Consider the following 26,825-nt stretch of genomic DNA (forward strand, 5'->3'; position numbering starts at 1 on the left):
CTACTTTTTTTATTTGTTTATTTTTGATAAACATTTTACTTTGGGGGAATGATGAAGGAGAATTTTTTACACGAAAGTATTTTACTTATACAATACACACATGTAAAATTATGTGTAAAGACAGCTGTGTAAGGAGGACTTCTTGTGAGCAAGGTAAAAGAAATTTCGAAGCGAAAGCTACTTGGTATAGCGGGGCTTGGATGGCTATTTGACGCAATGGATGTTGGAATGCTTTCATTTGTAATAGTGGCGTTGCAAAAAGATTGGGGATTAAGTACTCAAGAGATGGGTTGGATAGGTAGTATTAACTCAATTGGTATGGCTGTAGGAGCGCTTGTCTTTGGGGTACTATCAGATAAAATAGGACGGAAATCGGTCTTCATTATTACATTATTACTATTTTCTATTGGTAGTGGCTTAACAGCCTTAACGACGACACTTACAATGTTCCTCGTGTTACGCTTTTTAATTGGTATGGGACTCGGCGGAGAACTCCCAGTTGCATCTACCCTCGTATCAGAGAGTGTTGAAGCGCACGAACGTGGGAAAATAGTTGTACTATTAGAAAGCTTTTGGGCTGGTGGCTGGTTAATTGCAGCTCTTATCTCGTACTTTGTGATTCCTAAATACGGTTGGGAAGTTGCGATGGTATTAAGTGCCGTTCCGGCTTTATATGCTTTATATTTAAGATGGAATTTACCCGATTCCCCAAGGTTTCAAAAGGTTGAAAAAAGGCCATCTGTTATTGAGAATATAAAATCGGTTTGGTCTGGGAAGTATCGTAAAGCAACAATTATGTTATGGATTTTATGGTTTTGTGTGGTCTTTTCCTATTATGGAATGTTCCTTTGGTTACCTAGTGTAATGGTACTGAAAGGTTTTAGTTTAATAAAAAGTTTCCAGTACGTACTTATTATGACATTAGCTCAATTACCAGGATATTTTACAGCAGCATGGTTTATTGAACGTCTTGGTCGTAAATTTGTATTGGTTACGTATTTAATTGGTACAGCATGTAGTGCTTATGTGTTCGGAATCGCGGATTCATTAACAGCATTAATAGTTGCGGGTATGTTATTATCCTTCTTTAACTTAGGTGCTTGGGGTGCATTATACGCTTACACACCTGAACAGTATCCAACAGTTATTCGCGGTACAGGTGCAGGAATGGCAGCGGCATTTGGACGTATTGGTGGTATTCTTGGACCACTATTAGTAGGATATTTAGTTGCTTCACAAGCTTCGCTATCGCTAATATTTACGATTTTCTGTGTATCAATTTTAATTGGGGCACTTGCTGTGATTATACTTGGGAAAGAAACAAAGCAGCAGGAATTGGTATAAAGTGAAACTTTAATTAGTGGAGGTTTTGTCCATTCCCTGTTGATTATTAGCACGCACCAATCGAGGTAAAAGAAAAGGGGAGACCAAAGTGGTTTCCTTTTTTCTGTTTTTTTAGATAAATAATGGTATAGTAAGAAAAAGGGATTGTTTCTTACTAAAGCGAATGTATACAACAAGACATATGGACAAAGGAATTAGGTGGTTGGATAAATGAAAATTTTACTTATCATGGAAGAGACAGAAGAGCGAAGAAAATTAGTTGAGTACTTTACTGAGAACATTCGGAATGTAGAATGTTTTGAAGCGAGAACCGGAACAGAATCTTTGCTAATAATGAAAAAACATACACCTGATTTTGTTTTTTTAAATTCGCAATTAGTAGACGGCACTGGTTTTGAATATTCGAGCTTGTTACGAGAAGTGAATTGTTATACAAAATTTATTTTTATTGGTGAGGATATAGAAGAGACAATTACAGCTTTTCGTTTCCAAGCATTTTATTATTTATTGCAACCATTTCGTGAAGAAGATTTACAATTCATTTTATATAAAATGGGGAAAGAAAAAAGTGAGAAAGCAAAGAGTCATTTGCGTAAACTGCCGATAGAAGGCCATGAGGGAATTAGATATATTTTTCCAGAGGATATTATATATGTAAGTAAAAATAAGGAAAATAAAACAGTTTCAATTTATACAACGAATAATCATCATATTTCAACATACACACTTCAGGAATTAGAAAATAAGCTTAATGCATATGATTTTTTACGTGTACATAAAAGTTATTTAATTAATATGTTATATGTACAAGAACTTAAACCTTATTATAATGGCACGTATAATTTGTATTTAGACGGGTACGATGAGCAACCGATTCCAGTAAGTCGTAATTATGTAAAACGACTTCGAAATAAAATTGAACTATGACAAGTAATGAGAGAATTTTAACATGATAAACTAGAAATCCTTCATGATAAGGAGGATTTAACTTAAATATTCAGAAAATTTAGTACAATCTCCACTAAGAAGTAGTAATGGGGGGATTGTATGTGAAAACGTTGAAGTCAATTTTACTTTGGGGAGTTATTGCAGCACTAGGAGCATTTGCTTTTGGTGTAATAGCCTTATCTCAAGGCGAAACAATTAATGCTGTATGGCTATTAGTTGCTGCTGTATCAGTGTATGCGATTGCTTATCGCTTTTATAGTAGATTTATAGCGAGGAAAGTTTTTGGACTAGATAATAATAGGCAAACACCTGCTCATACATTAAATGATGGGAAGGATTATGTTCCGACAAATAAATGGGTTTTATTCGGTCATCACTTTGCAGCGATTGCAGGGGCAGGTCCTTTAGTAGGTCCAATTTTGGCGGCGCAGATGGGTTATTTACCCGGGACAATTTGGATTATTGTTGGAGTAGTTATTGCTGGAGCTGTACAAGATTTTGTAATTTTATTTGCTTCAATGAGACGTAACGGTAAATCATTAGGAGAAATGATTAAAGATGAGATTGGTCCTGTTACAGGATTAATTGCGATGATTGGTATTTTAGGTATTATGATAATTTTATTAGCGGTATTAGCTTTAGTAGTCGTGAAGGCGCTCGTTGGAAGCCCGTGGGGAATGTTTACAATCGCAGCAACGATTCCAATTGCTATTTTAATGGGAGTTTATATGCGTTACATTAGGCCAGGACGTGTAGGAGAAGGATCAGTAATTGGTATTATTCTACTAGTTTTATCTCTTGTTGGAGGACAATATGTAGCAGAAAATCCGACGCTTGCAAGTATGTTTACTTTTAGTGGTGAGACAATTGCTATTATGCTTATCGTATATGGATTTATTGCATCAGCATTACCAGTTTGGATGCTTCTTGCACCACGAGATTATTTAAGTACATTTTTAAAAATAGGAACGATACTTGGATTAGCAATTGGCATTTTAGTTGTAGCTCCAGATTTAAAGATGCCGGCAGTATCTCAATTTATTGATGGGACAGGTCCTGTTTTCTCTGGAAATTTATTTCCGTTCTTATTTATTACAATAGCTTGCGGTGCTGTGTCTGGATTCCACGCTCTCGTTTCATCAGGTACGACACCGAAAATGATTGAGCAAGAAGGCCATGCAAGGCCAATTGGTTATGGAGCGATGTTGATGGAGTCGTTTGTAGCGGCGATGGCTATGATTGCAGCTTGTGTATTAACACCAGGAACTTATTTTGCAATTAATAGCCCAGCAGCACTAATTGGAACTGATGTATCACAAGCAGCTCAAGTTATTTCCTCATGGGGATTTGCTATTACACCGAATGAATTAAAAGAACTTGCTGTTAATGTCGGAGAACAGACCATTTTATCACGTACAGGTGGCGCACCAACATTAGCAATTGGTATGGCGTATATATTTTCACAAGTAATGGGCGGAACGGCGATGATGGCATTTTGGTACCATTTTGCGATTCTTTTTGAAGCACTATTTATTTTAACGACGATTGATGCTGGAACACGTGTAGGGCGATTTATGATTCAAGACATTTTAGGTCATGTATATAAGCCACTTGCGAAAACAGATTCTACATTAGCAAATGTGATAGCTACAACACTATGTGTAATAGGGTGGGGGTACTTTTTATATCAAGGGGTGGTAGATCCTCTTGGCGGAATTAATACGCTATGGCCACTTTTTGGTATTGCAAACCAAATGCTAGCGGGGATTGCATTATTACTTGGAACGACAATTTTGTTCAAAATGGGGAAAAAAGCATATGTTTGGGTGACACTTATTCCAACTGTTGGATTGCTTATTGTAACAATGACAGCTGGTTATCAAAAGCTATTTCATGAAAATCCTAAAATAGGATTTCTATCCCACGCAAAGGTGTTTCAGGGAGCGTTAGATGAGGGGAAAGTGTTAGCGCCAGCTAAAAATGTCGCTCAGATGAAGCAAATTATTTTCAATGATTATATTGATGCAGCACTTTGTGGGATTTTTATGATAGTTGTAATAGCTGTATTAATTTCTGCACTTCGAATTTGGATCCAAGTATTAAGAAATAAGCCGATGCCGCTAAAAGAGGCGCCATATATTCCTAGAGATGAAAGTGAGTCGAGGAACTATGCTTAAAAGTTTACGGGACGTATGGGGAAAGAGAAAGCAATTTATTAGTTTACTTGTTGGAGTTCCAAGTTATGAAACGTATGTAAATCATATGAAAGCGCATCATCCAGAAGAGAAAATTCTATGTCAAAAGCAATTTTTTGCTGAGGCACAAGAGGCTAGATTTAATGCAAAAGGCGGAAAGATATCACGATGTTGCTAATGGAGGGGACGAAATTTCGTCTCCTTTTTTATTTTGCTGTTCCACGTGGAACAGTAAAAAAATATTGGGAATTATAGGGATTCCGTAATACAATAGCATATAGAAAGGGATAGATGGAAAAGAAAAAGTAGGGAGATCATTTTATGTTCAGAGATTTATTTGTAAATATGACAATCATTCTTTCCTTTATCTTTGTGGGTGCTCAGCTTGTAAGAGATAGGCCATTAAAAGAAGGATTCTCTTTTTGGCAGAAATGTTTGGTCGGTATTTTAACTGGAATATTGAGTATATTGTTGATGCACTTTGGTGTACATATTGAAGATATTATGTTGGATTTACGTTATTTAGCTGTTGTTTTGGCAATTATGATTGGTGGCCCAATAGCTAGTAGTATAACAGTTATAATCATTTTAATAACCCGGGTATTTTTTACTGAGTATTCTTTAGCCTCCGAATTGGCTTGCTATACTATCGTGGCAACGGGGATGGGCATTACCCTTATTTGGCGAATGAAAATTTCTATATTTGCAAAATGGATAGGGTTTAATGTGTACAGTCTGTCTATTTTAATACTGCCACTTTATATTTTATTTAAGGATATGTATGTAGTTTCATTATATTTAGTTTGTTATATTGTAGCGGCATACGTCACATTTGTAAGTGCAAGTTACGTATTGCAATCAAATGAATTATTTCAAACGATGAAGCATTATGCAACGATAGATGCATTAACGAATCTGGGGAATGTAAGGCAATTTGATTTAGAGATGAATCGTCATATTGATAACAAGTATATGAAAAATGATTCGCTCTGTTTAGTACTTATCGATATTGATCACTTTAAGTATGTAAATGATACATACGGTCATCCTGCTGGGGATGAAGTGTTAAAACAAGTAGGGCGTATTTTGTTAGAGAATGGACCATTCTCTAATTTGGTTTTTCGAAAGGGTGGCGAAGAATTTGCCTTATTGATACCGAAAAAGGGATTAGCATTTGGAACTCGTATAGGGGAACAAATTCGACTAGCTGTTGAAAAGCATTCATTCCAACTGAAAAACGGAACAAAAATTAAAATTACAGTTTCTGTTGGGATTTCAGAGTATAAAAAATCACCTGAGCAATTTATTCAAGCAGCGGATGATGCATTATATTATTCAAAAAGAAATGGTAGAAACCAAGTTAGTTCAGCATCATAGGAATTCGAGGAGTACTTTAAAACATTTTTGCAAAAAATACTAAAACCGACAGAACAATGAATGCTCTGTCGGTTTTAGTATTTTTTTTAGTTTATTATTAGACAAGCTCTTTCTGTGCAACGAATTTGCGGTATGCACCGTGATGTGTTGGTCCTACATATTCATTAATTTTGAATGAATGACGAATTGCAGCTGTGATGAATTCTTTTGCAGTTTTTACCGCTTCTTTTACAGTTTTTCCTTTTGCAAGTTCTGCTGTAATTGCAGCAGAATATGTACAACCTGCACCGTGTGTATTTGTCGTATCAATCTTTTCTGATTCTAGAAGATCGAATGTTTCACCGTCATATAATACATCAATAGCAGTTTCTGTACCTAGTTTGCTACCACCTTTAATTAGTACGTATTTAGCACCTAAAGCATGGATTTTCTTTGCAGCTTCTTTCATGTCCTCAAGAGAATTAATTTTCACACCACTTAATTGATACGCTTCAAATAAGTTTGGCGTTACAACTAATGCCTTTGGAACAAGAACGTCACGTAAGCAGTCGTTTGTTTCAGGGTGTAATGCTTCATCGGCCCCTTTACATACCATAACAGGATCAACTACTACATTTTTGAAATTGTGCTTTTCAATTGTTTCTGCAACCATTTCGATAATTTCTACTGATCCAAGCATACCTGTTTTTAAAGCATCTACGCCAACACCTTCAATAGTTGTTTCTAATTGTGGTTTTAATGTAGAAGCCGCAATTGGGAATACGTTATGTGCCCAACCGTTATGTGGATCCATCGTTACGATTGTCGTAAGAGATGTCATTCCGTATACACCAAGTTCTTGGAATGTTTTTAAATCTGCTTGTATACCAGCACCGCCACTTGTGTCAGAACCAGCGATAGTAAGTGCCTTATTTAATGTCATTATGAAAGCCCCCTCAAGTGATATAATGAAAACTATGTTTTCACCATTATATCAATGTTACGAATAAGTACAAAGTGAAAAGTAGATGATTTACTTTAGGGGAGATTTAAAATCTTGTATGTAGGAGATTAAGTATGTTTCGAGATAATCGTACAAATGAATTAGTTATATTAAAAGAAATTGCAGAAACGCTAAATACATCAAATGATACATATCATGTATTGCAAGCAGTGCTAGAAAAATTACTTAGTGTAACAGGTTTAACGACAGGATGGATTTTTCTTGCGGATGAAAATGGGAGATATACGAAATTAATCGATTACCAGTTACCAGAGGCACTTACATATGAAAACAAACGCCCGATGTGTGAAGGGGAATGTTGGTGTTTACGTGGCTTTGTGGATGGAAAGTTAGAGCGAGCTGTTAATATTATTGAATGTAAAAGAATTAATAATGCAATTGAATATAATTGGGGAGATACAGAAGGAATTCTTCATCATGCTACGGTTCCTTTAAAGGCTGGAGGAGAAAAATTTGGTTTGTTAAATGTGGCAAGCCCAGGTAAAACACATTTTTCAGAAGAAGAATTAGTATTGCTTCAATCAGTTGCTTTCCAAATTGGAACGGCTTTAAAACGAGCAAAGTTATATGAAAATGAAAAGCGAAGAGCGCATTATTATGTGAAATTAGAACGGTTCATTCAAGTTTTAAGAACGATTCATCAATTTAATATATTGCCTGAAAAAGTTGTAAATCAATTAGGTGAAGTGTTTCAGTGGAATCAAGTCGCATTCTTTATTAGGGAAGAGAAAGAATTAGCCTTGCGGGCATCTTATTGCCAGGAAGAATTACAAGAGGATATAAAAGAAGCAGCGAAAGAAGCACTAGAAAAAGGTGAACCTATTTTATTAAACCATCAAATCAGTCATAAGATAGCCTCTAATAGGACGGTTATTGCCTCACCAATACAGATTCAAAGTCACATATTTGGTGTTTTATGTGTTAGTTCAAATAATGGTGAATTTGATGTGAATACGACAGATGTACTTCAAGCAATAACAAATCATATTTCTTTCGTGATAGAAAATTTAAGGTTAAATGAGCAACGCCGCGAACTTGTACGAATGGAAGAAAGAAACCGGTTAGCAAGAGATTTACATGATTCTGTTTCACAAAAGTTGTTTTCATTAACGTTTATGACGAAAGGTGCTGAAGCTGTCTTAAAGGGTCAAAATGAAAAGGCAGATCAGTCTTTGTATGAGATGCGTGAATTAGCACAAGGTGCCTTAAAAGAAATGAGGACGTTAATTTGGCAACTACGTCCAGCGGGATTAGAGAAAGGACTATTACCAGCTTTAAAACAATATGGTGAAAGTTTGGGATTGAAAATTCGGGAACAAGTTACAGGTGTTCGTGATTTACCTCGCGTAGTAGAAGAAGCGTTCTGGAGAATTGGACAAGAAGCTTTAAATAACGTAAGTAAGCATGCAAATGTCAGGGAAGCGACGATTTATTTCAAAGTGACGGAGAAGAATGTATCATTAGAAATAGTCGATCAAGGAAACGGCTTTGTAGAAAAGGATATAAAAGAGAAGAAATCACTCGGTATGACTACGATGCGCGAAAGAGTAGAATTAGTTGGTGGGACGATTAAAATTACAAGCAGCGAGAAACGAACGAGTGTAAAAGTAAATGTACCATTATGATGTGAAAAATGAGGGAAGTTTGTGAAAATAAAAGTATTGTTAGTTGATGATCATACAGTCGTTTTAAAAGGATTAGCGTTTTTTCTAAGTACACAGGAAGATTTTGAATTAGTTGGGGAAGCCAATAATGGAAAAGAGGCGTTAGTGAAAGTAGGCGAAACGAGTCCAGATGTCGTATTAATGGATTTATATATGCCTGAGATGGATGGAATTGAGGCAACAGCCTGCATTAAAAAAGAATACCCAAATGTGAAAGTAATTGTCTTAACTAGTTTTTCTGATCAGGCTCATGTATTGCCAGCATTGAAAGCTGGAGCAAGTGGTTATATTTTAAAAGATGTAGAACCAGATCAACTTGTTGAAGCTATTCGAAGCGCGTATAAGGGGAATATTCAATTACATCCCGATGTAGCAAATGCTCTTCTCTCTCAAACATTACCGGAGGAAGAGAAAGAAGAAGAGCTTTCCATTCAAGTGGATGTGCTAACTGCAAGAGAAAATGAAGTATTGCAGCTATTAGCGAAAGGGATGAGTAATAAAGAAATCGCCGCTGTTTTAGTTATTACAGAAAAAACGGTTAAAGCTCATGTGAGTAGTATTTTGAGTAAGTTACATTTATCCGATCGCACACAAGCAGCATTATATGCAGTAAAAAACGGAATTGTATAAGACAAAAGTCGTAAGACCTAGTTCGCCTTTAGAAGGTGGACTTTTTTTATGAAAAAATACGTCTATGTGAGGACGAAATTGTCTTGATATAAAGATAAAATGTATTTGTAAGCAACAACAATTACAAGGGAGTAATCCTTTTTCGTAAGTAATATATAACAACATAAGAGTGAGTAGTAGGAGGAAAAGAATCATGGCAACAGTTTTATTTGTAAAAGCAAACAACCGCCCAGCGGAACAAGCAGTAAGTGTGAAATTATACGAGGCATTTTTAGCAAATTATAAAGAAGCACATCCAAATGATACAGTAGTAGAACTTGATTTATATAAAGAAGAATTACCATATGTAGGCGTAGATATGATTAATGGTACATTCAAAGCAAGCAGAGGATTTGATTTAACAGAAGAAGAAGCAAAAGTAGTAGCAGTTGCTGATAAGTATTTAAATCAATTCTTAGAAGCTGATAAAGTTGTTTTCGGTTTCCCATTATGGAACTTAACGATTCCAGCCGTATTACACACGTATATTGATTATTTAAACCGTGCTGGTAAAACGTTTAAATATACACCAGAAGGTCCAGTCGGACTTATTGGAGATAAGAAAATTGCGTTATTAAATGCACGCGGCGGCGTATATTCTGAAGGACCAGCAGCTGAAGTAGAAATGGCTGTTAAATATGTAGCAAGCATGATGGGCTTCTTCGGTGCAACAAACATGGAAACGGTAGTTATCGAGGGACATAACCAATTCCCAGATAAAGCTGAAGAAATCATTACTGCAGGTCTTGAAGAAGCAGCTAAAGTAGCAAGCAAATTTTAATTAAAATTATAATCGCCACTCAAAAAACAGCATTAACTTTTATGTTAATGCTGTTTTTTATACTTTCAGCTCGTCAGCAAGTTTTTCTAATTGATTTCGATCTTGTATATAATATGTTCGGCCTTCTTTCTTTAAATAGTTTTGCTGGCAAAACTGGTTTAATACATATAAAAGATGGCGGTAACTGACGTTTAAGTATTCTGAGGCCTCAGTATGTTTTTCGGTATAGCAATTATTTTGTTCCGTTAATAGAATAAACGCAGCTAATCGGTTTTCAAACGAATAACTATAGTTTTTGGCGTAATTTTCTGTTCGGGTAATTGTTTTTTCTCCAATAAATTTGCATAGTTTCTGTAAAAAGGTAGCATCTTGCAATAAAAGATGCTGACAATCTTTAAGAGGAAGCGCTAAGCAAATACAATCTTCAATCACCTCAACCGCTTTTGTAACAGATTCTACGCCAATTAATCCTAATTCTCCAATGAATGAAGGTGCTTGAATAAAATTAATTAAAGAGACTTTCCCATTTTTATGGCTCATATATATTTTTGCTTTCCCGGAAATTAAGTAATAGAGATAGGGGAGGTCGATTCCCTCCTTACATATCATCTCTTTCTTTTGAAAAGAATGTAGTTCTACATATGGTAAGACATGAAAGGAAAAAAGAGTATGGAATTGATGAATTTGCATGTATTGATAAATTTCTTTCTCATTTTTACTAATTTTCATATTTTCACCCCTGTTTGTAGTATGAGATATCTCCTATTATTTTTACAAGGAAGAATGATACGATTTATGTAAATTTGTTTTTGTAGAAAAGAGAGTGTGAGGGGTTTATGAAAAAATATAAAACATTGCTATTTGATGTAGATGATACATTGTTAGATTTTCAGAAGGCGGAGAAAGTGGCGTTACGTATGCTCTTTGAAGAGAAAGGGATTCCTTTAACTAGCGAGGTGGAAGCGCAGTATAAAAAAATTAATAAAAGCCTTTGGGATGCTTTTGAAGAAGGTGAAATAAACCGTGATGAAGTCGTAAATACACGATTTTCGATTTTGTTTAAAGAGTACGGGGAAGAGGTAGATGGGATATTATTCGAAAATAATTATCGTAGCTACTTAGAAGAAGGAGACCAACTCATGCAAGGTGCATTTGAATTTATAAATCAAATTCAAAGTGAGTATGATTTATATGTAGTGACAAACGGTATTTTTAAGACGCAAGATAAACGTTTACGTAATGCAGGATTACATTCATTGTTTAAAGATATTTTTGTTTCTGAAGATACGGGATTCCAAAAGCCGATGAAAGAGTATTTTGATTATGTTTTTGAAAGGATTCCTAATTTTTCTTTTGAAGAAGGGCTCATTATTGGGGATTCGTTAAGTGCTGATATTAAAGGTGGATATGTAGCGGGAATTGATACTTGTTGGTTTAATCCAGAAAAGAAACCAAATAATAGCGAGATTGTGCCAACATATGAAGTGCATAGTTTTGAAGAGTTATACGCGCTATTAAAACAGCATGTGTAATAAAAATAGGCAGTGGAACTTTTGTCCCTACTGCCTATTTTTATTCGTTTGTAGCTGCGTTGTTTTTAGGAAGTGGAAATGCATTACCAATCGCTGCCGCCCCGAGCATTGGTAATAGTAAATTGAGCGGGAAAAACATAAGTAATAGCAAGGTTATAGCTATTGGCTTTCGTAACGCATAGCTTGAAATTGCTGTTGTTACGATGGCCACAGATGCGATTGGGTCTATAGGAAGAATAGAAGCTATAGCGTATCCGATACTTGATCCAGCAAATATAATAGGGAAAATATGTCCGCCGCGCCAACCCGTATTTAAACAAACGGCAGTAATACATAATTTTAAAACCCCGGAAAGAAGTAGTACCCAGAAGGATAAATGGCTCCATTCAACAACTAAATCTTTTAATTGATGTTCCCCTGAAAATAACGTGTACGGGAGAAAAGTTCCTGTAATCCCCAATAAAATACCGCCTATAATTCCAAGTGATACCTTGTATTCCTTGAAGGGATGGATTAATTTCTCTAATGTGAATTCTAATTTGAAATAAAAGAAACCAACTATAGCACCGATGCTAGCAAGTGGTAGAAAGGCGATCCATTCATTAAGAGAAAGGGAACCTTCTCCGAAATCAACAATAAAGGATCCACGATTATCGAGTTTACTAAGCAATAAATAAACGGAAAAACCGGCAAAAGTGGTAGCTAAATATACAATTGCTTTTTTTCCTTTAGAAAATTCGTTAATTTGTTCACCCTCATTTTCATTCGGGGCTAAGTAACCGAATAATGGTGCATTAAAAATTACACTTAAAGTAGCGCCAATTCCAACCTCTGTTAGTTCATTCATTCCCTTTAAAGCAAATTTAAAGCGATCTCCTACCCATGTACAAAGTCCACCGATAATTCCAACAAGTGCTGCTTCTGGGCCTAAACTAGCTCCAAATATTAAAACGATAATCGCAGTTAAAGTAGCTTTATGTACAAAACTGTATTCAATTCTACCTGTTTTTTTATATTCAGCCATCACTTCGGGCATAAGACGTGGATATGTACCAAAGTATTTTTGTGTTAAACCAACGAGGATACCACCGATAATTGTTACACAAATGGTGTAATAAGGGGGAGAGGAGAAAATAGTAGGTAAGTATCCCCAAATAAAGTGAATTCCGATATTTATTGTAACTAAAAATAACCAGACTGTAGCTCCTACTATAGAGCCTAAAAGAATGCCATATAGGATGAGTATATAGTGCATGTCCTTTTTATTTGTCATGTTATACCTCCGTTATGTAAGTTTTAATGTAGAAAGGATTAAATATGCTAGTGTGAAATGAATTGAATATATATAGTATCTTTTTGAGAGGTTGACTTATTCAATATATTGAATAAGCGTGAGAATCTTGAACCTATACGTTTAAACTACTTATTTAATTCTATATATTGATCGAGGTTTTTAAAAGGTCTTTTTTAAATGAATATGGAATATATTTCTTTTGTTGTTTATATTAAAGTTTTCGCATTTAATTTAGAACATTCAGAAAAACTGATTGACATCAGGAAATTATTGCTATAAAATCAACGGTAATTGCATAGTCTTATCAAGAAAAGGTGGAGGGACAGGCCCGATGAAACCTTGGCAACAGCCGTATAACGGAATTGTGCCAAATCCTGCAGGTAATAATCCTGAGAGATAAGAAAGAGCCTTTAGAGCGTGTTTTCAAACTGCTCCTTTCTTGTTTTCAGGAAAGGGGCAGTTTTTTATTTTGTATAAAAGAAAGGAGAATGAGAGATGGGAGAATCATGGGGAAAAGGAACAATTTGTGTGCAAGGTGGCTATACGCCAAAAAATGGTGAGCCGCGTGTTTTGCCACTTTATCAAAGTACAACGTATAAATACGATACTTCGGATGATTTAGCGGCACTATTTAATTTAGAGGCAGAAGGATATATATATACGCGTATTGGAAATCCTACCTTAGCTGCATTTGAGCAAAAATTATCAGATTTAGAAGGCGGTGTAGGGGCTGTTGCGACAGCTTCTGGGCAGGCGGCCATTATGCTAGCAGTTTTAAATATTTGTAGTAGTGGAGATCACCTTCTTTGTTCTTCAACAGTTTACGGGGGAACATTTAATTTATTTGGAGTAAGTTTACGTAAGCTTGGCATTGATGTTACGTTCTTTAATCCCAATTTAACAGCAGATGAAATTGCGGCACTTGCTAACGATAAGACAAAACTCGTTTATGCAGAATCGCTAGGAAATCCAGCAATGAACGTTTTGAATTTCAAAGAACTTTCAGCGGCAGCAAAAGAATTAGAAGTACCTTTTATCGTTGACAATACATTAGCGACGCCTTATTTATGCCAGGCGTTTGAACATGGGGCAAACATTATCGTTCATTCAACGACGAAATATATCGATGGTCATGCAAGCTCTTTAGGCGGCATTGTTATTGACGGAGGAAACTTTGATTGGACAAATGGAAAATATCCTGAGCTTGTTGAACCTGATCCGAGTTATCACGGTGTGAGTTATGTTCAAAATTTTGGAGCAGCAGCTTATATTGTGAAAGCACGCGTTCAGTTATTAAGAGACTATGGAAACTGTATGAGCCCATTCAATGCATATATTAGCAATATTGGCCTGGAAACATTGCATTTACGAATGGAGCGTCATAGTGAAAATGCTCTCGCAGTTGCCAAGTGGCTTGCTAATCATGATCGTATTGAGTGGGTGAATTATCCGGGATTAGATAGTAATGAAAATTACTCGTTAGCACAAAAGTATTTGAAAAAAGGTGCTAGTGGAGTTTTAACTTTCGGTATTAAAGGCGGATTAGAAGCAGCAAAAGAATTTATCGCAAATGTAAAACTGGCAACTCTTGTAACGCATGTAGCTGATGCAAGAACGTGCGTCATACATCCTGCTAGTACGACGCACAGACAGTTAAGCGCAGAAAATCAGCGTTTAGCTGGCGTTACATCGGATTTAATCCGTTTATCGGTCGGTATAGAAGATGTTTCTGATATTATTGCAGATTTAGAAGTGGCGCTAGTCGGAGGCAAACAACATGCCGATCATAATTGATAAAGATTTACCAGCTCGCAAAGTATTGCAGAAGGAAAATATTTTTGTAATGACGAAGGAGCGAGCAGTAACACAAGATATACGTGCTTTGAAAATTGCCATATTAAATTTAATGCCTACAAAGCAAGAAACAGAGGCGCAATTACTGCGTCTAATTGGAAATACACCGCTGCAATTAGATGTTCATTTACTTCATATGGAATCGCATCTGTCTCGTAATGTAGCGCAGGACCATTTAACGAGCTTCTATAAAACATTCCGTGATATTGAGAATGAAAAATTTGATGGACTCATTATTACAGGAGCCCCAGTTGAAACTCTTTCTTTTGAAGAAGTAGATTATTGGGAAGAGCTTAGACGTATTATGGAGTACTCAAAAACGAATGTAACATCTACGCTTCATATTTGCTGGGGGGCACAAGCGGGTTTGTATTATCACTATGGTGTGCCGAAGTATCCTCTTGCGGAAAAAATGTTTGGTGTATTTGAACATGAGGTTCGTGAGCAACATGTGAAATTGTTACAAGGGTTTGATGAAGTATTTTTTGCTCCGCATTCTCGTCATACAGAAGTACGAGAGAGCGATATTGAAACCGTAAAAGAATTAACGTTATTAGCCAATTCTGAAGAAGCGGGTGTTCATCTTGTTATTGGGCAAGAGGGACGGCAAGTTTTCGCACTCGGACATAGTGAATATAGTTGTGATACGTTAAAGCAAGAATACGAACGTGACCGTCAAAAAGGATTAAATATTGATGTGCCAAGAAATTACTTTAAACATAATAATCCAGATGAGAAGCCGCTTGTTAGGTGGAGAAGTCATGGGAATTTATTATTCTCTAATTGGTTGAATTATTACGTGTATCAAGAAACCCCTTATGTCTTGTAAAGAAAGATTGTGTAACACGTGGTAGCGTTTTCCTTGTAAAGAATAACCTTTATTTTTCCGAATGTTCTAAATTCATTGTTTTTCAGATTTTTCGTCTATATAATTCATCTAAACACAATTTTGAGGGGTGGACAGTATTATGAAAGAAATTCAAGTGGGGTTATTAGGTCTTGGGACAGTTGGTAGCGGTGTAGTTCGTATTATTACAGATCATCAAGAACGACTTATACACCAAGTTGGTTGTTCAGTGAAAGTAACGAAAGTGTTAGTGCAAAACATTGAGAAGGAGAGGGAGGTCGAGGTATCTTCTACTCTATTAACACAAGATGTGAATGAAATTTTAGATAATCCTAATATTGATGTTGTCATCGAAGTAATGGGCGGCATTGATGATGCAAAAACATATATTTTACAAGCTTTACAAAGTGGGAAGCACGTTGTGACTGCAAATAAGGATTTAATGGCGTTACACGGAGCGGAATTATTAGCGGTAGCAAAGGATAATAAGGCGGATCTGTTTTATGAAGCAAGTGTAGCCGGAGGAATTCCGATTTTACGAAGCATCGTAGAAGGACTTTCTTCAGATCTTATTACGAAAGTAATGGGAATTGTAAATGGAACGACAAATTTTATTTTGACGAAAATGTCAGACGAAGGGAGAGCATATAACGACGTGTTAAAAGAAGCTCAGCAGCTTGGATTTGCAGAAGCAGATCCAACATCAGACGTAGAAGGTTTAGATGCAGCAAGGAAAATGACGATTTTGGCTACTCTCGGTTTCTCTACAAATGTAGAGCTTGGAGATGTGAAGGTAAAAGGAATTACTTCTATTACAGCAGAAGATATTGAATATAGTAAGAGCTTAGGCTATACAATTAAATTAATTGGTCTTGCAAAGCGAGATGGTGAAAAATTAGAGGTTACAGTTGAACCAACTTTACTTCCAAATGCACATCCTCTTGCGGCAGTACAAAATGAATATAACGCTGTGTATGTGTATGGTGAAGCGGTAGGAGAAACGATGTTTTATGGACCGGGAGCAGGAAGCTTACCGACAGCGACAGCTGTTGTTTCAGATCTAGTTGCTGTAATGCAAAATATTAGGTTAGGTGTAAACGGAAATAGTGCGGTATCTCCTCAGTATAAAAAAGTATTAAAAGAGCCAGATGAAATTGTTGTGAAAAAGTTTTTAAGACTGCATGTGAAAGATGAAATTGGTGTGTTCGCAAAAATCACGTCATTGTTCTCAGAGCGCGGTGTTAGCTTTGAAAAGATTATTCAAATGCCGCTTGAAGAGAAAGGGAAAGCAGAAATCGTAATTGTAACGCATCGTGCTTCTCTTGCAGATTACGATTACATTCTACATACATTGCAATCGTATGAAGAAATAGATTGTTTGAAAGCAAACTATCGGATTGAAGGAGATGCTAAGTAGTATCTCTTCTAATAAAATGAAAAAACCTATTAAGCGGCTTGCTTAATAGGTTTTTTTCTATTTAAAATTTGCGTACCAACTTGAATAAATGCTTGAATAATCCAACCTGTTGTAAAGGATAAGATAATTGTTCCAAAATAGATTGGCCCATCTAATAAGAAGCTTAATGTTAAAAATAAAAAAGCTAATGAAATTTCTGTTCTTCTAAATGTCCACTTCTTTTTCTCAGCAACAGTTAAAACGAAAGCCTCTTGAGGTGCTGCGCAAAGGTTTGTAGAGACATAAAGGCCGATTCCGGCTCCGATGAATAGATTTCCGCAAATAAGTGTTATATATTTTGGAAGAGAGCGGATAATGTCCATAATGGTCGTAATAGAACCAACCCAATCAACAAAAAGAGAAATAAGAATCATTGTGACAATTGTGCCGATTGTAATTTGTTTTTTGTCCCAAAAGAGTACGATAAGGGTAAAAATAAAGTTAATCATGAAAATCCAAAAACCAATACTTATGCCGAAATTTTGATATAGTGCAATAAAGAAGGAATCATAAGGGCTAAGTCCAAAGGAAGTAATTGTCGTCATCATATTAATACCGATGGCGAGAATGAGTAAACCGCCAATGAAAAATATATATTCTAATTTGAATCGAAGCATAATTGTATATCCTTTCAAAATGTATTTGCTAGGAAAGGATATATTGTGAAAAGCTTACCAGGTCAAGGGAGAATTTTTGTGAGAAGAGGAAAATGAGATGACGAATATAAGAAAAATTGCTGAACTCGCTGGGGTATCTGTTTCAACAGTTTCACGTGTACTTAATAATCATCCGTACGTAAATGAACAGAAACGAAAAGAAATTTTAGCAATTATAGAAGAATTAAATTATACGCAAAATGTAAATGCAATTCATTTAGTGAAAGGAAAAACAAATGTAATCGGTGTTTTATTGCCGCATGTAAATGATCAATATTATAGCGCTATTATTGAGGGAATATCAAAGGAAACGGCACAGGAAAATTATAATATGATGCTTTGTCAGACGAATTATAGTGAGGAAAGAGAATTAGAAATTCTGAATATGTTAAAAATGAAAAAGCTTGATGGGGTTATTATATGTTCCAGGGCAAATAGTAAGGAGAAGCTTGAAGAATATACAAAATTTGGTCCAATTGTTATGTGTGAAGAAATTGATTCAAAATACATTTCAAGTGTACATATTGATTACTATAAAGTTTTTTCGCGCGGTATGAAAAGCTTAATAGATACCGGCCATACACGCATTGGATATTGCATTGGAAGAAGTAATAGCATTAATAGTCAAAGAAGAAAACAGGCGTATGAGGATTCGCTTCAACAGATTGCCGTAAAACCGTTAGAAGCCTGGAAGTTTAAAGGCTGTTTTACAGTGGAAGATGGACGTAATGTAGTCAGGGAATGGGCTCGTATGTCTGTAAAACCGACGGCGTTTCTTGTATCCTGTAACCATATTGCTGCGGGAATGGTAACAGAAGCGAAAAAACAAGGAATTCGAATGCCAGAAGATATTACGATTATCGGATGTGATGATCAAGAAGTGGCAGATATATTAGGTATAACAACGATTTCGCATCCTAGTAAAAATGTTGGGATAAAAGCGTTTGAATTATTATATAAAAAGATTAATGAAGAGAAATTAGATGTGAAGCATATAGAGTTATTACCAGAGTTAGTGGATAGAGAAACAACTTAATGGAGAAGGTGTGAAAATCGCTTTTCAAAATTGCGTTTGGTATAATTATGGACAATCTATGAGGGCTAAAAGGGGTTTTGATATGAGATCAAAAGTAGTAAAAGTAATTCTACTCATTACAATTGCATCTTTCTGTTTATTTGCATATGGCTTTGTTTCAGGTGTAAATGATGTATTAAATCCGAAAGCTTCAAATTTAATAAAAAAGACTGATGTAGTGGCAAAAGAGAAAAAGAAAACGGGAACATTACAAATAGTTAGTTTAGGTGATTCATTAACACGTGGTGTTGGTGATAAAGAAGGAATTGGCTATATTGGGCGTATGAAAGAGGATTTACAAAAAGATTATAAGCAAAAGATTGCATTAACAAACTTAGCTGTTAGTGGTGCAAAAATGCCTGACTTATTAAAACAAATTGAGAGTAGTGGCGCTCAATATTCAATTAAGCAAGCAGATGTAATCGTTTTAACAATTGGAGGAAATGATTTATTTCCTGGCTGGGAATCGCTTGGAAAGATAGATTTAGAAACATACCGTCCTGATACAGCGACGTTCCAAAATGAAGCGAAGAAAATAATAGAAGAAATTCGTAAGTTAAATACAGATAGCCCTATTTTTTGGCTTGGTTTATACAATCCTTTTGAAGATGTAGAAGATTTAAAAGGTTCTTCAAACATCGTTGTAGATTGGAATGCATCTTTAGAGAAATTAGCGCTAAATGCTAAAAATGTATATATTACACCGACATTTGATCTATTCCAAAATCGTGGGAAAGAATTATTATACTCCGATCATTTTCATCCGAATGAAGTAGGGTATACATATATGGCAGACCGATTAGTTCAAAATGTTGCGAGTAAATTAAAACTAGAACAAGGAGGGATAAAATGACGACGATACTTTCCGTACGAGACGTGAAGAAGGTAATTGGAAAGAAGACAATTGTAGAGAATATTTCCTTCGATGTAAAACAAGGGGAAGTGTTTGGCTTCCTAGGGCCGAATGGTGCCGGAAAAACGACTACAATTCGAATGTTAGTTGGATTGATTAAAGAAACAGAAGGTACGATTTCTATCGGTGGTTATTCGATTAAGGAAAATTTCAGAGAAGCGATGCGTCAAATAGGGAGTATCGTTGAAAACCCAGAACTGTATACATATTTAACTGGATGGGAAAATTTAAAACAATTTGCCCGTATGCTAGGTGATATATCAGATGAACGTATTCTTGAAATTGCTCAGATGGTTCATTTGGACGAAAGAATTCACGACAAGGTAAAGACATACTCACTCGGTATGAAGCAGCGCCTTGGAATTGCCCAGGCACTTCTTGGAAATCCCAAATTGCTCATATTAGATGAGCCAACAAATGGTTTAGACCCAGCTGGAATTAGAGAACTTAGGGAATTTATACATAAGCTTGTGAAAGAAGAAAATATGAGTGTGTTTATTTCAAGTCACTTGCTAAGTGAAGTACAAATGATATGCGATCGTGTAGCTATTATTCATAAAGGAAAAATGATAACAGTTGCACCGATTGAAGAGTTAATTAAAACAGCAAGTGATCGTGTAGAATGGATTGTTACACCGATCTCTAAGGCGAAAAATATGCTTGAAGATGCTGAGGAAGTAAGGGAAGTAAGTATAGAAGGTGATCGATTACTATGCCGCATGGATATTGCATCTATAAGTAGTTGGAATAAACTCTTTGTAGAAAATGGGATAGATGTACATAGCGTTAAGGAACTGGTATTTACGCTAGAAGATTTATTTATTGAACTCACAAGGGGTGAGCAGCATGCGTGAATTTGCGAATTTAGTTTTAAATGAATCGGAGAAAATTTATCGTAAGAAACGTATTTTTGTTGTCATGCTTATTTTAGCAATTTTGATCCCACTTTTCGTGTATGCTCAGTATCGTGAAATAGAAACGACGCAAAAAAGACTCGGTACAACGGATTGGAAAGTTTCATTACAACAACAAATTGTTGATTCACAGAACCGTTTGAATAACTCTAGGTTGCCAGAAGAATGGCGTGATTGGCTAAAGGTAAGAGTGGAGCAACAACAATATTATTTAGATCATGATATTAACCCGATGGCGCCGGGCGCACCGACTTTTGTAAGAGCATTTATTGAGCAAGGAATTACATTATTTATTCCGCTTCTTGTAATGATTGTCGCTATTGATATTGTTTCAGGAGAACGAAGTGATGGGACGATGAAGATGTTACTTACACGGCCGATTCGGCGCTGGAAAATACTTCTTAGCAAGTACGTGACGATGTTATTTTTCATTTCACTCATACTGCTTCTTGTAGGTTTGTTTGCTTACGTATTATCTGGGCTTGTATTTGGATACTCTGGATGGAACTTGCCTGTTTTAACAGGATTCGTCATTGATAAGGAGACATTAAATACGAATTTTGTACATCTTATTCCGCAGTGGCAATACATCTTAATGGCGTATGGATTAGCTTGGTTTGTTGCTATCGTTGTCGGAACTATATCATTTATGGTCTCTGTTTTAATTCGTAATACACCAGCCGGTATGGGCGTTATGCTAGCCGCATTAATTGCAGGAGGCATTTTAAGCTCATTCGCAACATCTTGGGAAGGTGCGAAATATATTTTTAGTGTGAACTTAACGTTAACGGATTATTTATCAGGAAAATTACCTGCATTACAAGGTTTATCGATGGGATTTTCTTTAATGAATTTAACTGTTTGGGCAGTTGTTTCCCTTATTATTTCGTTTGTAGTATTTACAAGGCAGGATATGGTGAATTAATTGGACAGGAAGTGAAAGTATGGAAAACATTTTGCAGAATGATTGGGGACCATTACTGGGGCCAGAATTTGAGAAAGAATACTATCAAAATTTAGCTAACTTTTTAAAAGAAGAGTATGAGGAGCATGTGATTTATCCAAAGGTAGAAGCTATTTTTAACGCTCTTCAGTATACAAGCTATGAAAATACAAAGGTGGTCATTTTAGGACAGGATCCATATCATGGGCCGAATCAAGCGCATGGTTTAAGCTTTTCTGTACAACCTGGTATTAAAACACCACCGTCATTGTTAAATATGTATAAAGAACTTCGAGATGAATATGGTTATGAAATTCCGAATAACGGTTATTTAGTAAAGTGGGCGGAGCAAGGAGTTTTATTATTAAATACTGTGTTAACGGTTCGTCAAGGTGAGGCGAATTCTCATAAGGGAAAAGGATGGGAGCATTTCACAGATCGCGTAATCGAGTTATTAAATGATCGTGAAAAACCAGTTATCTTCATATTGTGGGGACGTCATGCACAGGCGAAGAAGAAGTTAATCACGAATACAAATCATCATATTATTGAGTCTGTACACCCAAGTCCATTATCGGCAAGACGAGGTTTCTTTGGTAGTAAACCGTACTCTAAAGTAAATACGATTTTAGCTAGTATGGGCGAAAGAGAAATTGATTGGGAAATTCCAAATTTATAAATAGAAAAGGTAGTTAACAGTCGTTAACTACCTTTTTATTATTGTTGTTCGTTCTTTAGTTTTGCATCTAGTACAAAAGTACCGAATGGGATAACTGATGAAACGAATGCCCCAAGTGCCCATAAAATTGATTTACGGTGTACGATTGTTACTTGAATTACTGCAAAGATGAATAGAATAAATAAAACGCCATGAGCCATGCCTGTAATTTTAACAGCTGTTGCAAATCCTGCGAAATATTTCAATGGCATTGCTACAAATAATAGTAGTAGGAAAGAAATCCCCTCAACGAGTCCAATTGCTCTTAATCGTCCGATTGGTGTAGATAACATGTAAAGTAGCCTCCTTTAACGTATGCTTGTTTATAGTAAATTTGTATTCTTTTTCAAAATAAAATAGTCTATTTTGTTTCATTATATACAAAAAGAAAGTTTACACTACGAGAATAGTGCAAAGTTCAAAATATAGTCACAAAAGCATGAGAATTTAAATAAAAACCTATTTGAAGTGTTTGACTTCAAATAGGTTTTATGAGTGAAAATATTAAACAAGTGCTTCCGTTTTTAAAACGAATTTCTCTACAACTTTTGCAACGCCATCATTCATATTTGTATCTGTTACATAGTTTGCAATTTTTTTAATATCATCTGGTGCGTTGCCCATTGCAACACCAAGACCGGAAAATTCAATCATTGCCTGATCGTTATAGCTATCGCCCATTGCGATAACTTCTTCGCGTTTAATACCAAGTTTTTGGATTAGTTGGTTTAGGCTTGTTCCTTTTGTAACACCATATTCAGTAAATTCTAAGAAGAATGGTTTTGAACGCATAACGCTTAATTGGCCTTCTAGTTGTTTTTGTAGTTTCTTTTCTACTTCAACAAGGCGTTCAGCTTCTTTGTTCATTAATACTTTTACTACAGGCTCTTTAACAGCAGCTTTAAAGTCATCTACTACAACAATTGGCATACCAGTAATATCGCCCTCAATTTCAGTATAAGGATTATTTTCTTCTGTTACGATATCATCGCCAATATAAGTATGAATCCATACGTCTTCAGTTTTACTAATTTCAAATAGGTTGTGAACGATTTCAGGAGATAGCGTACTACTAAAGATTTCTTCGTTTGTTTTACAGTTAATAATTTTTGCGCCATTAAAAGATAGAATGAAACTACCGTATTCTTCTAAACGAAGTTCTTTAGCTACATTGCGCATACCAAACGTTGGACGTCCAGAAGCCAGTACAACTTTAACCCCTTGCTCTTGTGCTGTCATTAAAGCCTCTTTCGTGCGAGGTGAAATAGTATGGTCATCACGTAATAAAGTATCATCTAAATCTAAAACAATCATTTTATAAGTCATATAGGAAATTCCTCTCTTTGTTGGAATAGAAATAAATTTTTATGAAGATATTGGGGAATATATATAGTAAGACATCGAACCTCTTTTCATGAAAATCAGAAAGGTTCTGCATTGTTAGTATAAATTATCATGAGCGTGTTGCCCATGATAATTTATCATTATCGTAACAACTCTAAAGGTAGAGTGCAATAATGGAAGTTTTCCAATTTACGATAGTTGCTTTTCGTTCGAACGAGAAAATAGTATTTCCAGCAAAATAGCCATTACGGATCCGAGAACGAGACCGTTACTTAAGAATGATGCTAAAAATGGTGGCAGCGTAGAAAATGCTTCTGCCGGAATGAACATAACTCCAACACCTGTAAAGATTGAAAGACCTGCTACTTTAAATAAACGTTCTTTATTTTGTACAGTGTCATATTCGCGAAAAGCGAGACCAATCATGCTTGCAAATACAGGGTAAATCGCAGCATACCCAACTGCAACGGGGATTGCTGCAAAGAATGAAGTAATCTTTGGGAATATACTAACAAGAATGATAAAGCTTGACCCTAACATAAATGGGAGGCGTTTATAAATATTTGTCGTTGCGATAAATCCTGCTGATCCAGAAATGGCAACAGGACCAATGGCTGAAAATAGGCCGCCTAGTAATTGATTTATTCCTGTTATAATGCCAGCTTGTTTGAAGCGATCTGGAGCGGCATCTTCTTCATACTTAGAAACAACCTTTTGTACAACGCGAATACTTGCTAACATATTTGTTAGAAGTAGTAGTGTGACGAAAACTACTGTAATTGCCATGTTCCATTCAATGCGAGGCATTCCGAAAACAAATAGAGATGGAAGACGAATTATATCTGTCACAGGTGTTACTGGATTAGATAATCCGAAGCATGCGAATAATATCCAGCCGAAGACGATACTGAAAAGAACGGAATATTGTCCAATAATAGGTAGCTTCATAATGAAAAAAGATAGTAAAATAACAACGAGTGAAAGAATAAATACGTTGGTCTGTACTTCTGTGTGTTGTCCATCAAGACCAAACATGCCTTTTAAGAAGGAGCCACTAAGTTGTGCGACGAGAAGGAATAAATATGTTCCAATTACTGTCGGTGTAAAGTAACGAACTAGTTTATCAATAAGTCCAAAAACACTAAGAATAATACAAATGATTCCACTTAATAGGAAAGCGTACTGGAGGACCTTAAGCGTTTCATTGCTTGATCCAAATAATACGACGCCTAAACTTGCATAAAGGGAGAAAATTCCCCACCAAAGGCCTGCAGGACCTTCTTGAATAGGAAGTTTATGCCCAAATATAGCTTGCAAGAGACCAGCAAATCCGAGAACAAATAATGTTCTTTGTACAAACGCGATGGCTTCAGCGCCATCAAGACCGTAACTAGTCGCGACACTAATTGGTACAATAAGACTTCCAGCTAAAATAAATAGTGCCCATTGCAAGGCAGAAAGAAATATCTTCATTATATCGACCTCTTTCATAGATTCCGTTTCTAGTATATACGTATTTCATTTCCTCTGGCAAAGATTGTAGATAGAGAAAAGAGTTGAAACATAATATGAGTGCACGTAAGCAATTATGGATAGCAGTTGTATGTATGACTTTTGTTGTAATTCTAGGAACGCTAGGATTTATGACAATTGAAGAGATTAGTTTATTTCAAGCATTTTGGATGACGATGATTACTGTGTTAACTGTTGGATATGGAGATGCGGTTCCTGTAACGCAGGCGGGAAAAGTTTTTGCTCTTCTTATTATACCTATTGGCGTCGGTATCGTTACGTATGCAATTGGGGTAGTAGCAGCTATGATTATTGAAGGGAATTTATTTCATGCAGTGCGGAGGAAGAAGATGGATAAACAAATAGCACAGTTAGAAAATCATATTATAGTGTGTGGATGTGGTAGAGTAGGGCTTCAAGTTGTATATGAATTGCAGGAAAAGAAAATTCGATTTGTAGTTGTGGATAAAGATGAAAGTATATTGGAGCAGGAAAAACTTTTATATGTACACGGGGATGCAACGGAAGATCAAGTATTACATAACGCTGGAATTTCGAAGGCAGCGGGTCTAGTTGCTATCGTAGCAAACGATGCTGAAAATGTATTTATTACATTAACAGCAAGAGGACTGAACGATGCAATTAAAATTGTAGCGAGAGCTGAAAAGCCAGAAACAGAAGAGAAATTACGACGCGCTGGTGCAAATAAGGTTATTAATCCATCTAGTATGGCAGGAATTCATATCGCAAAAGGTATTGCGAATCCGCTAACAGTTCATTATATTGATACAGTGTTATATGGAGTAGAACAGTCATTTGTCATTGAAGAAATTTTAGTTGGCAAAGATTCTATATTAATTGGTAAATCGTTATTAGAGAGCGATGTGAGAAATCAGTTTGATGTAACATTGGCTATTTTAAGGGATGGGAATATTATCCACAATCCAACAGGGCAGGAAAACTTGCAAGAACATGATATGATAATAGTATTTGGTTCAGTGGAGAAACTGGGGCAATTTGAGAAAGAACTACAAAGTAAGAGGTGACAAGGAATGCAAGTATCTAGCGATAAGGTTTTAAATAAAATGGCGAGTGAAATTGCAAAGGCAAAAAGTAGTGAAGGACAAAAATCAAAAGAGCATTTATTAGTTGTGCGTGCATTATGTGATTTATTATTAGATGAACAAGTTGAGCCTTCTACGTATAGAGAACCACAAGTTCAATCACAAATAATCGGATCTCAGCCTATAACAACAGTTCAACCGGTTATGCCAGTTTCTGGAGAGCCTGTGTATATAAAAGAAGAAGGTGCAAATGGTAATTCTTTATTTGATTTTTAAGGGTTAAATCGTTTGGATTATATGTGAAAATTGCTTATGATAAAAATAAAAAGGGGAATTAAGATGAAAATTTTCTTTTTACTAGGTTGTATTGCAGCGGGATTATCTGTTGCATTAGGGGCTTTTGGAGCACATGGTTTAGAAAATAAAATTTCTGCAAAAATGTTAGAAGTGTGGAAGACGGGCGTTACATATCAAATGTTTCATGCAGGTGGCTTATTTGTAGTCGCTCTATTAATGGACAAAATGCAATCATCACTTTTAAGCGCTGCGGGTTGGCTTATGGTAGCTGGGATTATTATGTTCTCAGGCAGTCTTTATGCATTAAGTACAACAGGTATTAAATTCTTTGGCCCAATTACACCTCTCGGTGGTGTAGCGTTTATTGTGGCGTGGATTTTAGTCGGAACTGCAGTTGTAAAAGGGTTATAAAAAACAAAAGCTGG

Annotated in this window: 27 protein-coding genes and 1 riboswitch; of the genes, 20 read left to right on the forward strand and 7 right to left on the reverse strand. The window is 35.9% G+C overall.

The genetic code is table 11. The features are described 5' to 3' along the window. Positions 1-144 precede the first annotated feature (144 nt). From Q3V31_RS19295 to Q3V31_RS19315, 5 genes are all read left to right on the forward strand, one after another. Positions 145-1,344 carry an MFS transporter gene (locus Q3V31_RS19295; protein ID WP_000048800.1) on the forward strand — a complete coding sequence of 400 codons (1,200 nt, stop codon included), beginning with the start codon at positions 145-147 and terminating at the stop codon, positions 1,342-1,344. Positions 1,345-1,554: 210 nt separating this feature from the next. Continuing rightward, positions 1,555-2,271 carry a LytR/AlgR family response regulator transcription factor gene (locus Q3V31_RS19300; RefSeq protein ID WP_071744002.1) on the forward strand — a complete coding sequence of 239 codons (717 nt, stop codon included), beginning with the start codon at positions 1,555-1,557 and terminating at the stop codon, positions 2,269-2,271. Between the two features lie 122 nt (positions 2,272-2,393). Further along, positions 2,394-4,469, forward strand: a complete 2,076-nt coding sequence (gene cstA, locus Q3V31_RS19305; RefSeq protein ID WP_329766213.1) for a carbon starvation protein CstA — start codon at positions 2,394-2,396, stop codon at positions 4,467-4,469. Further along, positions 4,462-4,665: a YbdD/YjiX family protein gene (locus Q3V31_RS19310; RefSeq protein WP_000920270.1), complete on the forward strand. Its 204-nt coding sequence runs from the start codon at positions 4,462-4,464 to the stop codon at positions 4,663-4,665. The genes cstA and Q3V31_RS19310 overlap by 8 nt, the downstream gene beginning before the upstream one ends. 143 nt (positions 4,666-4,808) lie before the next feature. Beyond that, positions 4,809-5,864: a diguanylate cyclase gene (locus Q3V31_RS19315; RefSeq protein WP_329766215.1), complete on the forward strand. Its 1,056-nt coding sequence runs from the start codon at positions 4,809-4,811 to the stop codon at positions 5,862-5,864. 97 nt (positions 5,865-5,961) lie between these two features. Here the strand turns inward: Q3V31_RS19315 and pdxK are convergent, their stop codons facing one another. Next, the gene (gene pdxK, locus Q3V31_RS19320; protein ID WP_000174236.1) at positions 5,962-6,786 is read right to left on the reverse strand and encodes a pyridoxine/pyridoxal/pyridoxamine kinase; all 825 of its coding nucleotides are present in this window, start codon (positions 6,784-6,786) and stop codon (positions 5,962-5,964) included. Between the two features lie 134 nt (positions 6,787-6,920). Between pdxK and Q3V31_RS19325 the strand changes: the two genes are divergently transcribed. The 3 genes from Q3V31_RS19325 (at position 6,921) to Q3V31_RS19335 (ending at position 9,981) form a co-directional block, all read left to right on the forward strand. Beyond that, positions 6,921-8,492: a GAF domain-containing sensor histidine kinase gene (locus tag Q3V31_RS19325; protein WP_329766218.1), complete on the forward strand. Its 1,572-nt coding sequence runs from the start codon at positions 6,921-6,923 to the stop codon at positions 8,490-8,492. Between the two features lie 21 nt (positions 8,493-8,513). Beyond that, on the forward strand, positions 8,514-9,161 hold the full coding sequence (locus tag Q3V31_RS19330; protein WP_329766220.1) for a response regulator transcription factor: 648 nt from the start codon (positions 8,514-8,516) through the stop codon (positions 9,159-9,161). 193 nt (positions 9,162-9,354) lie between these two features. After that, complete coding sequence (locus Q3V31_RS19335; RefSeq protein WP_000246731.1) at positions 9,355-9,981, forward strand: FMN-dependent NADH-azoreductase; 627 nt, start codon at positions 9,355-9,357, stop codon at positions 9,979-9,981. A 57-nt stretch (positions 9,982-10,038) separates the two neighbouring features. On the opposite strand, the gene Q3V31_RS19340 is transcribed toward Q3V31_RS19335, so the two are convergent. Continuing rightward, positions 10,039-10,710, reverse strand: a complete 672-nt coding sequence (locus Q3V31_RS19340) for a transcriptional regulator YeiL (RefSeq protein ID WP_000703330.1) — start codon at positions 10,708-10,710, stop codon at positions 10,039-10,041. Between the two features lie 107 nt (positions 10,711-10,817). Here Q3V31_RS19340 and Q3V31_RS19345 point away from each other — a divergent pair, with 107 nt between their 5' ends. After that, on the forward strand, positions 10,818-11,513 hold the full coding sequence (locus tag Q3V31_RS19345) for a YjjG family noncanonical pyrimidine nucleotidase (protein WP_098271149.1): 696 nt from the start codon (positions 10,818-10,820) through the stop codon (positions 11,511-11,513). A gap of 40 nt (positions 11,514-11,553) precedes the next feature. Here the strand turns inward: Q3V31_RS19345 and Q3V31_RS19350 are convergent, their stop codons facing one another. Continuing rightward, entirely contained in the window at positions 11,554-12,786 is a 1,233-nt protein-coding gene (locus tag Q3V31_RS19350) for a chloride channel protein (RefSeq protein WP_098403667.1), read from the reverse strand. Between the two features lie 319 nt (positions 12,787-13,105). Next, positions 13,106-13,210, forward strand: a riboswitch (SAM riboswitch). Between the two features lie 92 nt (positions 13,211-13,302). On the opposite strand from Q3V31_RS19350, the gene Q3V31_RS19355 reads away from it, so the two are divergent. The 3 genes from Q3V31_RS19355 (at position 13,303) to Q3V31_RS19365 (ending at position 16,925) form a co-directional block, all read left to right on the forward strand. After that, positions 13,303-14,601, forward strand: a complete 1,299-nt coding sequence (locus Q3V31_RS19355; RefSeq protein WP_000504775.1) for a bifunctional O-acetylhomoserine aminocarboxypropyltransferase/cysteine synthase — start codon at positions 13,303-13,305, stop codon at positions 14,599-14,601. Continuing rightward, the gene (gene metA, locus Q3V31_RS19360; RefSeq protein WP_098403668.1) at positions 14,585-15,490 is read left to right on the forward strand and encodes a homoserine O-acetyltransferase MetA; all 906 of its coding nucleotides are present in this window, start codon (positions 14,585-14,587) and stop codon (positions 15,488-15,490) included. Before Q3V31_RS19355 ends, metA begins: the two co-directional genes overlap by 17 nt. A gap of 139 nt (positions 15,491-15,629) precedes the next feature. Continuing rightward, the gene (locus tag Q3V31_RS19365) at positions 15,630-16,925 is read left to right on the forward strand and encodes a homoserine dehydrogenase (RefSeq protein WP_016131004.1); all 1,296 of its coding nucleotides are present in this window, start codon (positions 15,630-15,632) and stop codon (positions 16,923-16,925) included. A gap of 29 nt (positions 16,926-16,954) precedes the next feature. Here the strand turns inward: Q3V31_RS19365 and Q3V31_RS19370 are convergent, their stop codons facing one another. Then, positions 16,955-17,581, reverse strand: coding sequence for a YczE/YyaS/YitT family protein (locus Q3V31_RS19370; protein WP_016131003.1), 627 nt, complete (start codon positions 17,579-17,581; stop codon positions 16,955-16,957). A gap of 97 nt (positions 17,582-17,678) precedes the next feature. On the opposite strand from Q3V31_RS19370, the gene Q3V31_RS19375 reads away from it, so the two are divergent. From Q3V31_RS19375 to Q3V31_RS19395, 5 genes are read left to right on the forward strand one after another with little or no spacing between them, the layout of a single operon-like run. Next, positions 17,679-18,656, forward strand: a complete 978-nt coding sequence (locus Q3V31_RS19375; protein WP_097881752.1) for a LacI family DNA-binding transcriptional regulator — start codon at positions 17,679-17,681, stop codon at positions 18,654-18,656. Positions 18,657-18,666: 10 nt separating this feature from the next. Next, positions 18,667-19,548: an SGNH/GDSL hydrolase family protein gene (locus tag Q3V31_RS19380; RefSeq protein WP_016131001.1), complete on the forward strand. Its 882-nt coding sequence runs from the start codon at positions 18,667-18,669 to the stop codon at positions 19,546-19,548. After that, positions 19,545-20,462 carry an ABC transporter ATP-binding protein gene (locus Q3V31_RS19385; protein WP_097881754.1) on the forward strand — a complete coding sequence of 306 codons (918 nt, stop codon included), beginning with the start codon at positions 19,545-19,547 and terminating at the stop codon, positions 20,460-20,462. Before Q3V31_RS19380 ends, Q3V31_RS19385 begins: the two co-directional genes overlap by 4 nt. Next, complete coding sequence (locus Q3V31_RS19390) at positions 20,455-21,447, forward strand: ABC transporter permease subunit (RefSeq protein WP_001206485.1); 993 nt, start codon at positions 20,455-20,457, stop codon at positions 21,445-21,447. Before Q3V31_RS19385 ends, Q3V31_RS19390 begins: the two co-directional genes overlap by 8 nt. A gap of 19 nt (positions 21,448-21,466) precedes the next feature. Next, positions 21,467-22,144, forward strand: a complete 678-nt coding sequence (locus tag Q3V31_RS19395) for a uracil-DNA glycosylase (protein ID WP_016130999.1) — start codon at positions 21,467-21,469, stop codon at positions 22,142-22,144. A 38-nt stretch (positions 22,145-22,182) separates the two neighbouring features. Here the strand turns inward: Q3V31_RS19395 and Q3V31_RS19400 are convergent, their stop codons facing one another. The 3 genes from Q3V31_RS19400 to Q3V31_RS19410 all read right to left on the reverse strand — a co-directional run bounded on the left by Q3V31_RS19400 (position 22,183) and on the right by Q3V31_RS19410 (position 25,000). Then, positions 22,183-22,476, reverse strand: coding sequence for a DUF3817 domain-containing protein (locus Q3V31_RS19400; RefSeq protein ID WP_000953396.1), 294 nt, complete (start codon positions 22,474-22,476; stop codon positions 22,183-22,185). Between the two features lie 211 nt (positions 22,477-22,687). Further along, the gene (locus Q3V31_RS19405; protein ID WP_329766318.1) at positions 22,688-23,509 is read right to left on the reverse strand and encodes a Cof-type HAD-IIB family hydrolase; all 822 of its coding nucleotides are present in this window, start codon (positions 23,507-23,509) and stop codon (positions 22,688-22,690) included. 207 nt (positions 23,510-23,716) lie between these two features. Beyond that, on the reverse strand, positions 23,717-25,000 hold the full coding sequence (locus Q3V31_RS19410) for a purine/pyrimidine permease (RefSeq protein WP_016130997.1): 1,284 nt from the start codon (positions 24,998-25,000) through the stop codon (positions 23,717-23,719). 95 nt (positions 25,001-25,095) lie between these two features. On the opposite strand from Q3V31_RS19410, the gene Q3V31_RS19415 reads away from it, so the two are divergent. From Q3V31_RS19415 to Q3V31_RS19425, 3 genes are all read left to right on the forward strand, one after another. Then, a complete protein-coding gene (locus Q3V31_RS19415) occupies positions 25,096-26,085 on the forward strand; it encodes a potassium channel family protein (protein ID WP_016130996.1) in 990 nt (329 codons plus the stop codon). Positions 26,086-26,091: 6 nt separating this feature from the next. Then, a complete protein-coding gene (locus tag Q3V31_RS19420; RefSeq protein ID WP_001198367.1) occupies positions 26,092-26,379 on the forward strand; it encodes a YwdI family protein in 288 nt (95 codons plus the stop codon). A 63-nt stretch (positions 26,380-26,442) separates the two neighbouring features. Continuing rightward, the gene (locus Q3V31_RS19425; RefSeq protein ID WP_000688314.1) at positions 26,443-26,811 is read left to right on the forward strand and encodes a DUF423 domain-containing protein; all 369 of its coding nucleotides are present in this window, start codon (positions 26,443-26,445) and stop codon (positions 26,809-26,811) included. Positions 26,812-26,825 lie beyond the last annotated feature (14 nt).

The organism is Bacillus nitratireducens (genome assembly GCF_036320425.1).
GTDB classification, from domain to species: domain Bacteria; phylum Bacillota; class Bacilli; order Bacillales; family Bacillaceae_G; genus Bacillus_A; species Bacillus_A nitratireducens.

Excerpts from the sequence above, each read along its gene's own strand:
- Q3V31_RS19345 (WP_098271149.1), top strand. The coding sequence starts at position 10,818 with ATGAAAAAATATAAAACATTGCTATTTGATGTAGATGATACATTGTTA.
- Q3V31_RS19420 (WP_001198367.1), top strand. The coding sequence starts at position 26,092 with ATGCAAGTATCTAGCGATAAGGTTTTAAATAAAATGGCGAGTGAAATT.
- Q3V31_RS19375 (WP_097881752.1), top strand. The coding sequence starts at position 17,679 with ATGACGAATATAAGAAAAATTGCTGAACTCGCTGGGGTATCTGTTTCA.
- Q3V31_RS19335 (WP_000246731.1), top strand. The coding sequence starts at position 9,355 with ATGGCAACAGTTTTATTTGTAAAAGCAAACAACCGCCCAGCGGAACAA.
- Q3V31_RS19315 (WP_329766215.1), top strand. The coding sequence starts at position 4,809 with ATGTTCAGAGATTTATTTGTAAATATGACAATCATTCTTTCCTTTATC.
- pdxK (WP_000174236.1), bottom strand. The coding sequence starts at position 6,786 with ATGACATTAAATAAGGCACTTACTATCGCTGGTTCTGACACAAGTGGC.
- Q3V31_RS19350 (WP_098403667.1), bottom strand. The coding sequence starts at position 12,786 with ATGACAAATAAAAAGGACATGCACTATATACTCATCCTATATGGCATT.
- Q3V31_RS19355 (WP_000504775.1), top strand. The coding sequence starts at position 13,303 with ATGGGAGAATCATGGGGAAAAGGAACAATTTGTGTGCAAGGTGGCTAT.
- Q3V31_RS19405 (WP_329766318.1), bottom strand. The coding sequence starts at position 23,509 with ATGACTTATAAAATGATTGTTTTAGATTTAGATGATACTTTATTACGT.
- Q3V31_RS19370 (WP_016131003.1), bottom strand. The coding sequence starts at position 17,581 with ATGCTTCGATTCAAATTAGAATATATATTTTTCATTGGCGGTTTACTC.
- Q3V31_RS19325 (WP_329766218.1), top strand. The coding sequence starts at position 6,921 with ATGTTTCGAGATAATCGTACAAATGAATTAGTTATATTAAAAGAAATT.
- Q3V31_RS19400 (WP_000953396.1), bottom strand. The coding sequence starts at position 22,476 with ATGTTATCTACACCAATCGGACGATTAAGAGCAATTGGACTCGTTGAG.
- Q3V31_RS19395 (WP_016130999.1), top strand. The coding sequence starts at position 21,467 with ATGGAAAACATTTTGCAGAATGATTGGGGACCATTACTGGGGCCAGAA.
- metA (WP_098403668.1), top strand. The coding sequence starts at position 14,585 with ATGCCGATCATAATTGATAAAGATTTACCAGCTCGCAAAGTATTGCAG.
- Q3V31_RS19365 (WP_016131004.1), top strand. The coding sequence starts at position 15,630 with ATGAAAGAAATTCAAGTGGGGTTATTAGGTCTTGGGACAGTTGGTAGC.
- Q3V31_RS19310 (WP_000920270.1), top strand. The coding sequence starts at position 4,462 with ATGCTTAAAAGTTTACGGGACGTATGGGGAAAGAGAAAGCAATTTATT.
- Q3V31_RS19340 (WP_000703330.1), bottom strand. The coding sequence starts at position 10,710 with ATGAAAATTAGTAAAAATGAGAAAGAAATTTATCAATACATGCAAATT.
- Q3V31_RS19385 (WP_097881754.1), top strand. The coding sequence starts at position 19,545 with ATGACGACGATACTTTCCGTACGAGACGTGAAGAAGGTAATTGGAAAG.
- Q3V31_RS19425 (WP_000688314.1), top strand. The coding sequence starts at position 26,443 with ATGAAAATTTTCTTTTTACTAGGTTGTATTGCAGCGGGATTATCTGTT.
- Q3V31_RS19300 (WP_071744002.1), top strand. The coding sequence starts at position 1,555 with ATGAAAATTTTACTTATCATGGAAGAGACAGAAGAGCGAAGAAAATTA.
- Q3V31_RS19410 (WP_016130997.1), bottom strand. The coding sequence starts at position 25,000 with ATGAAGATATTTCTTTCTGCCTTGCAATGGGCACTATTTATTTTAGCT.
- Q3V31_RS19390 (WP_001206485.1), top strand. The coding sequence starts at position 20,455 with ATGCGTGAATTTGCGAATTTAGTTTTAAATGAATCGGAGAAAATTTAT.
- Q3V31_RS19415 (WP_016130996.1), top strand. The coding sequence starts at position 25,096 with ATGAGTGCACGTAAGCAATTATGGATAGCAGTTGTATGTATGACTTTT.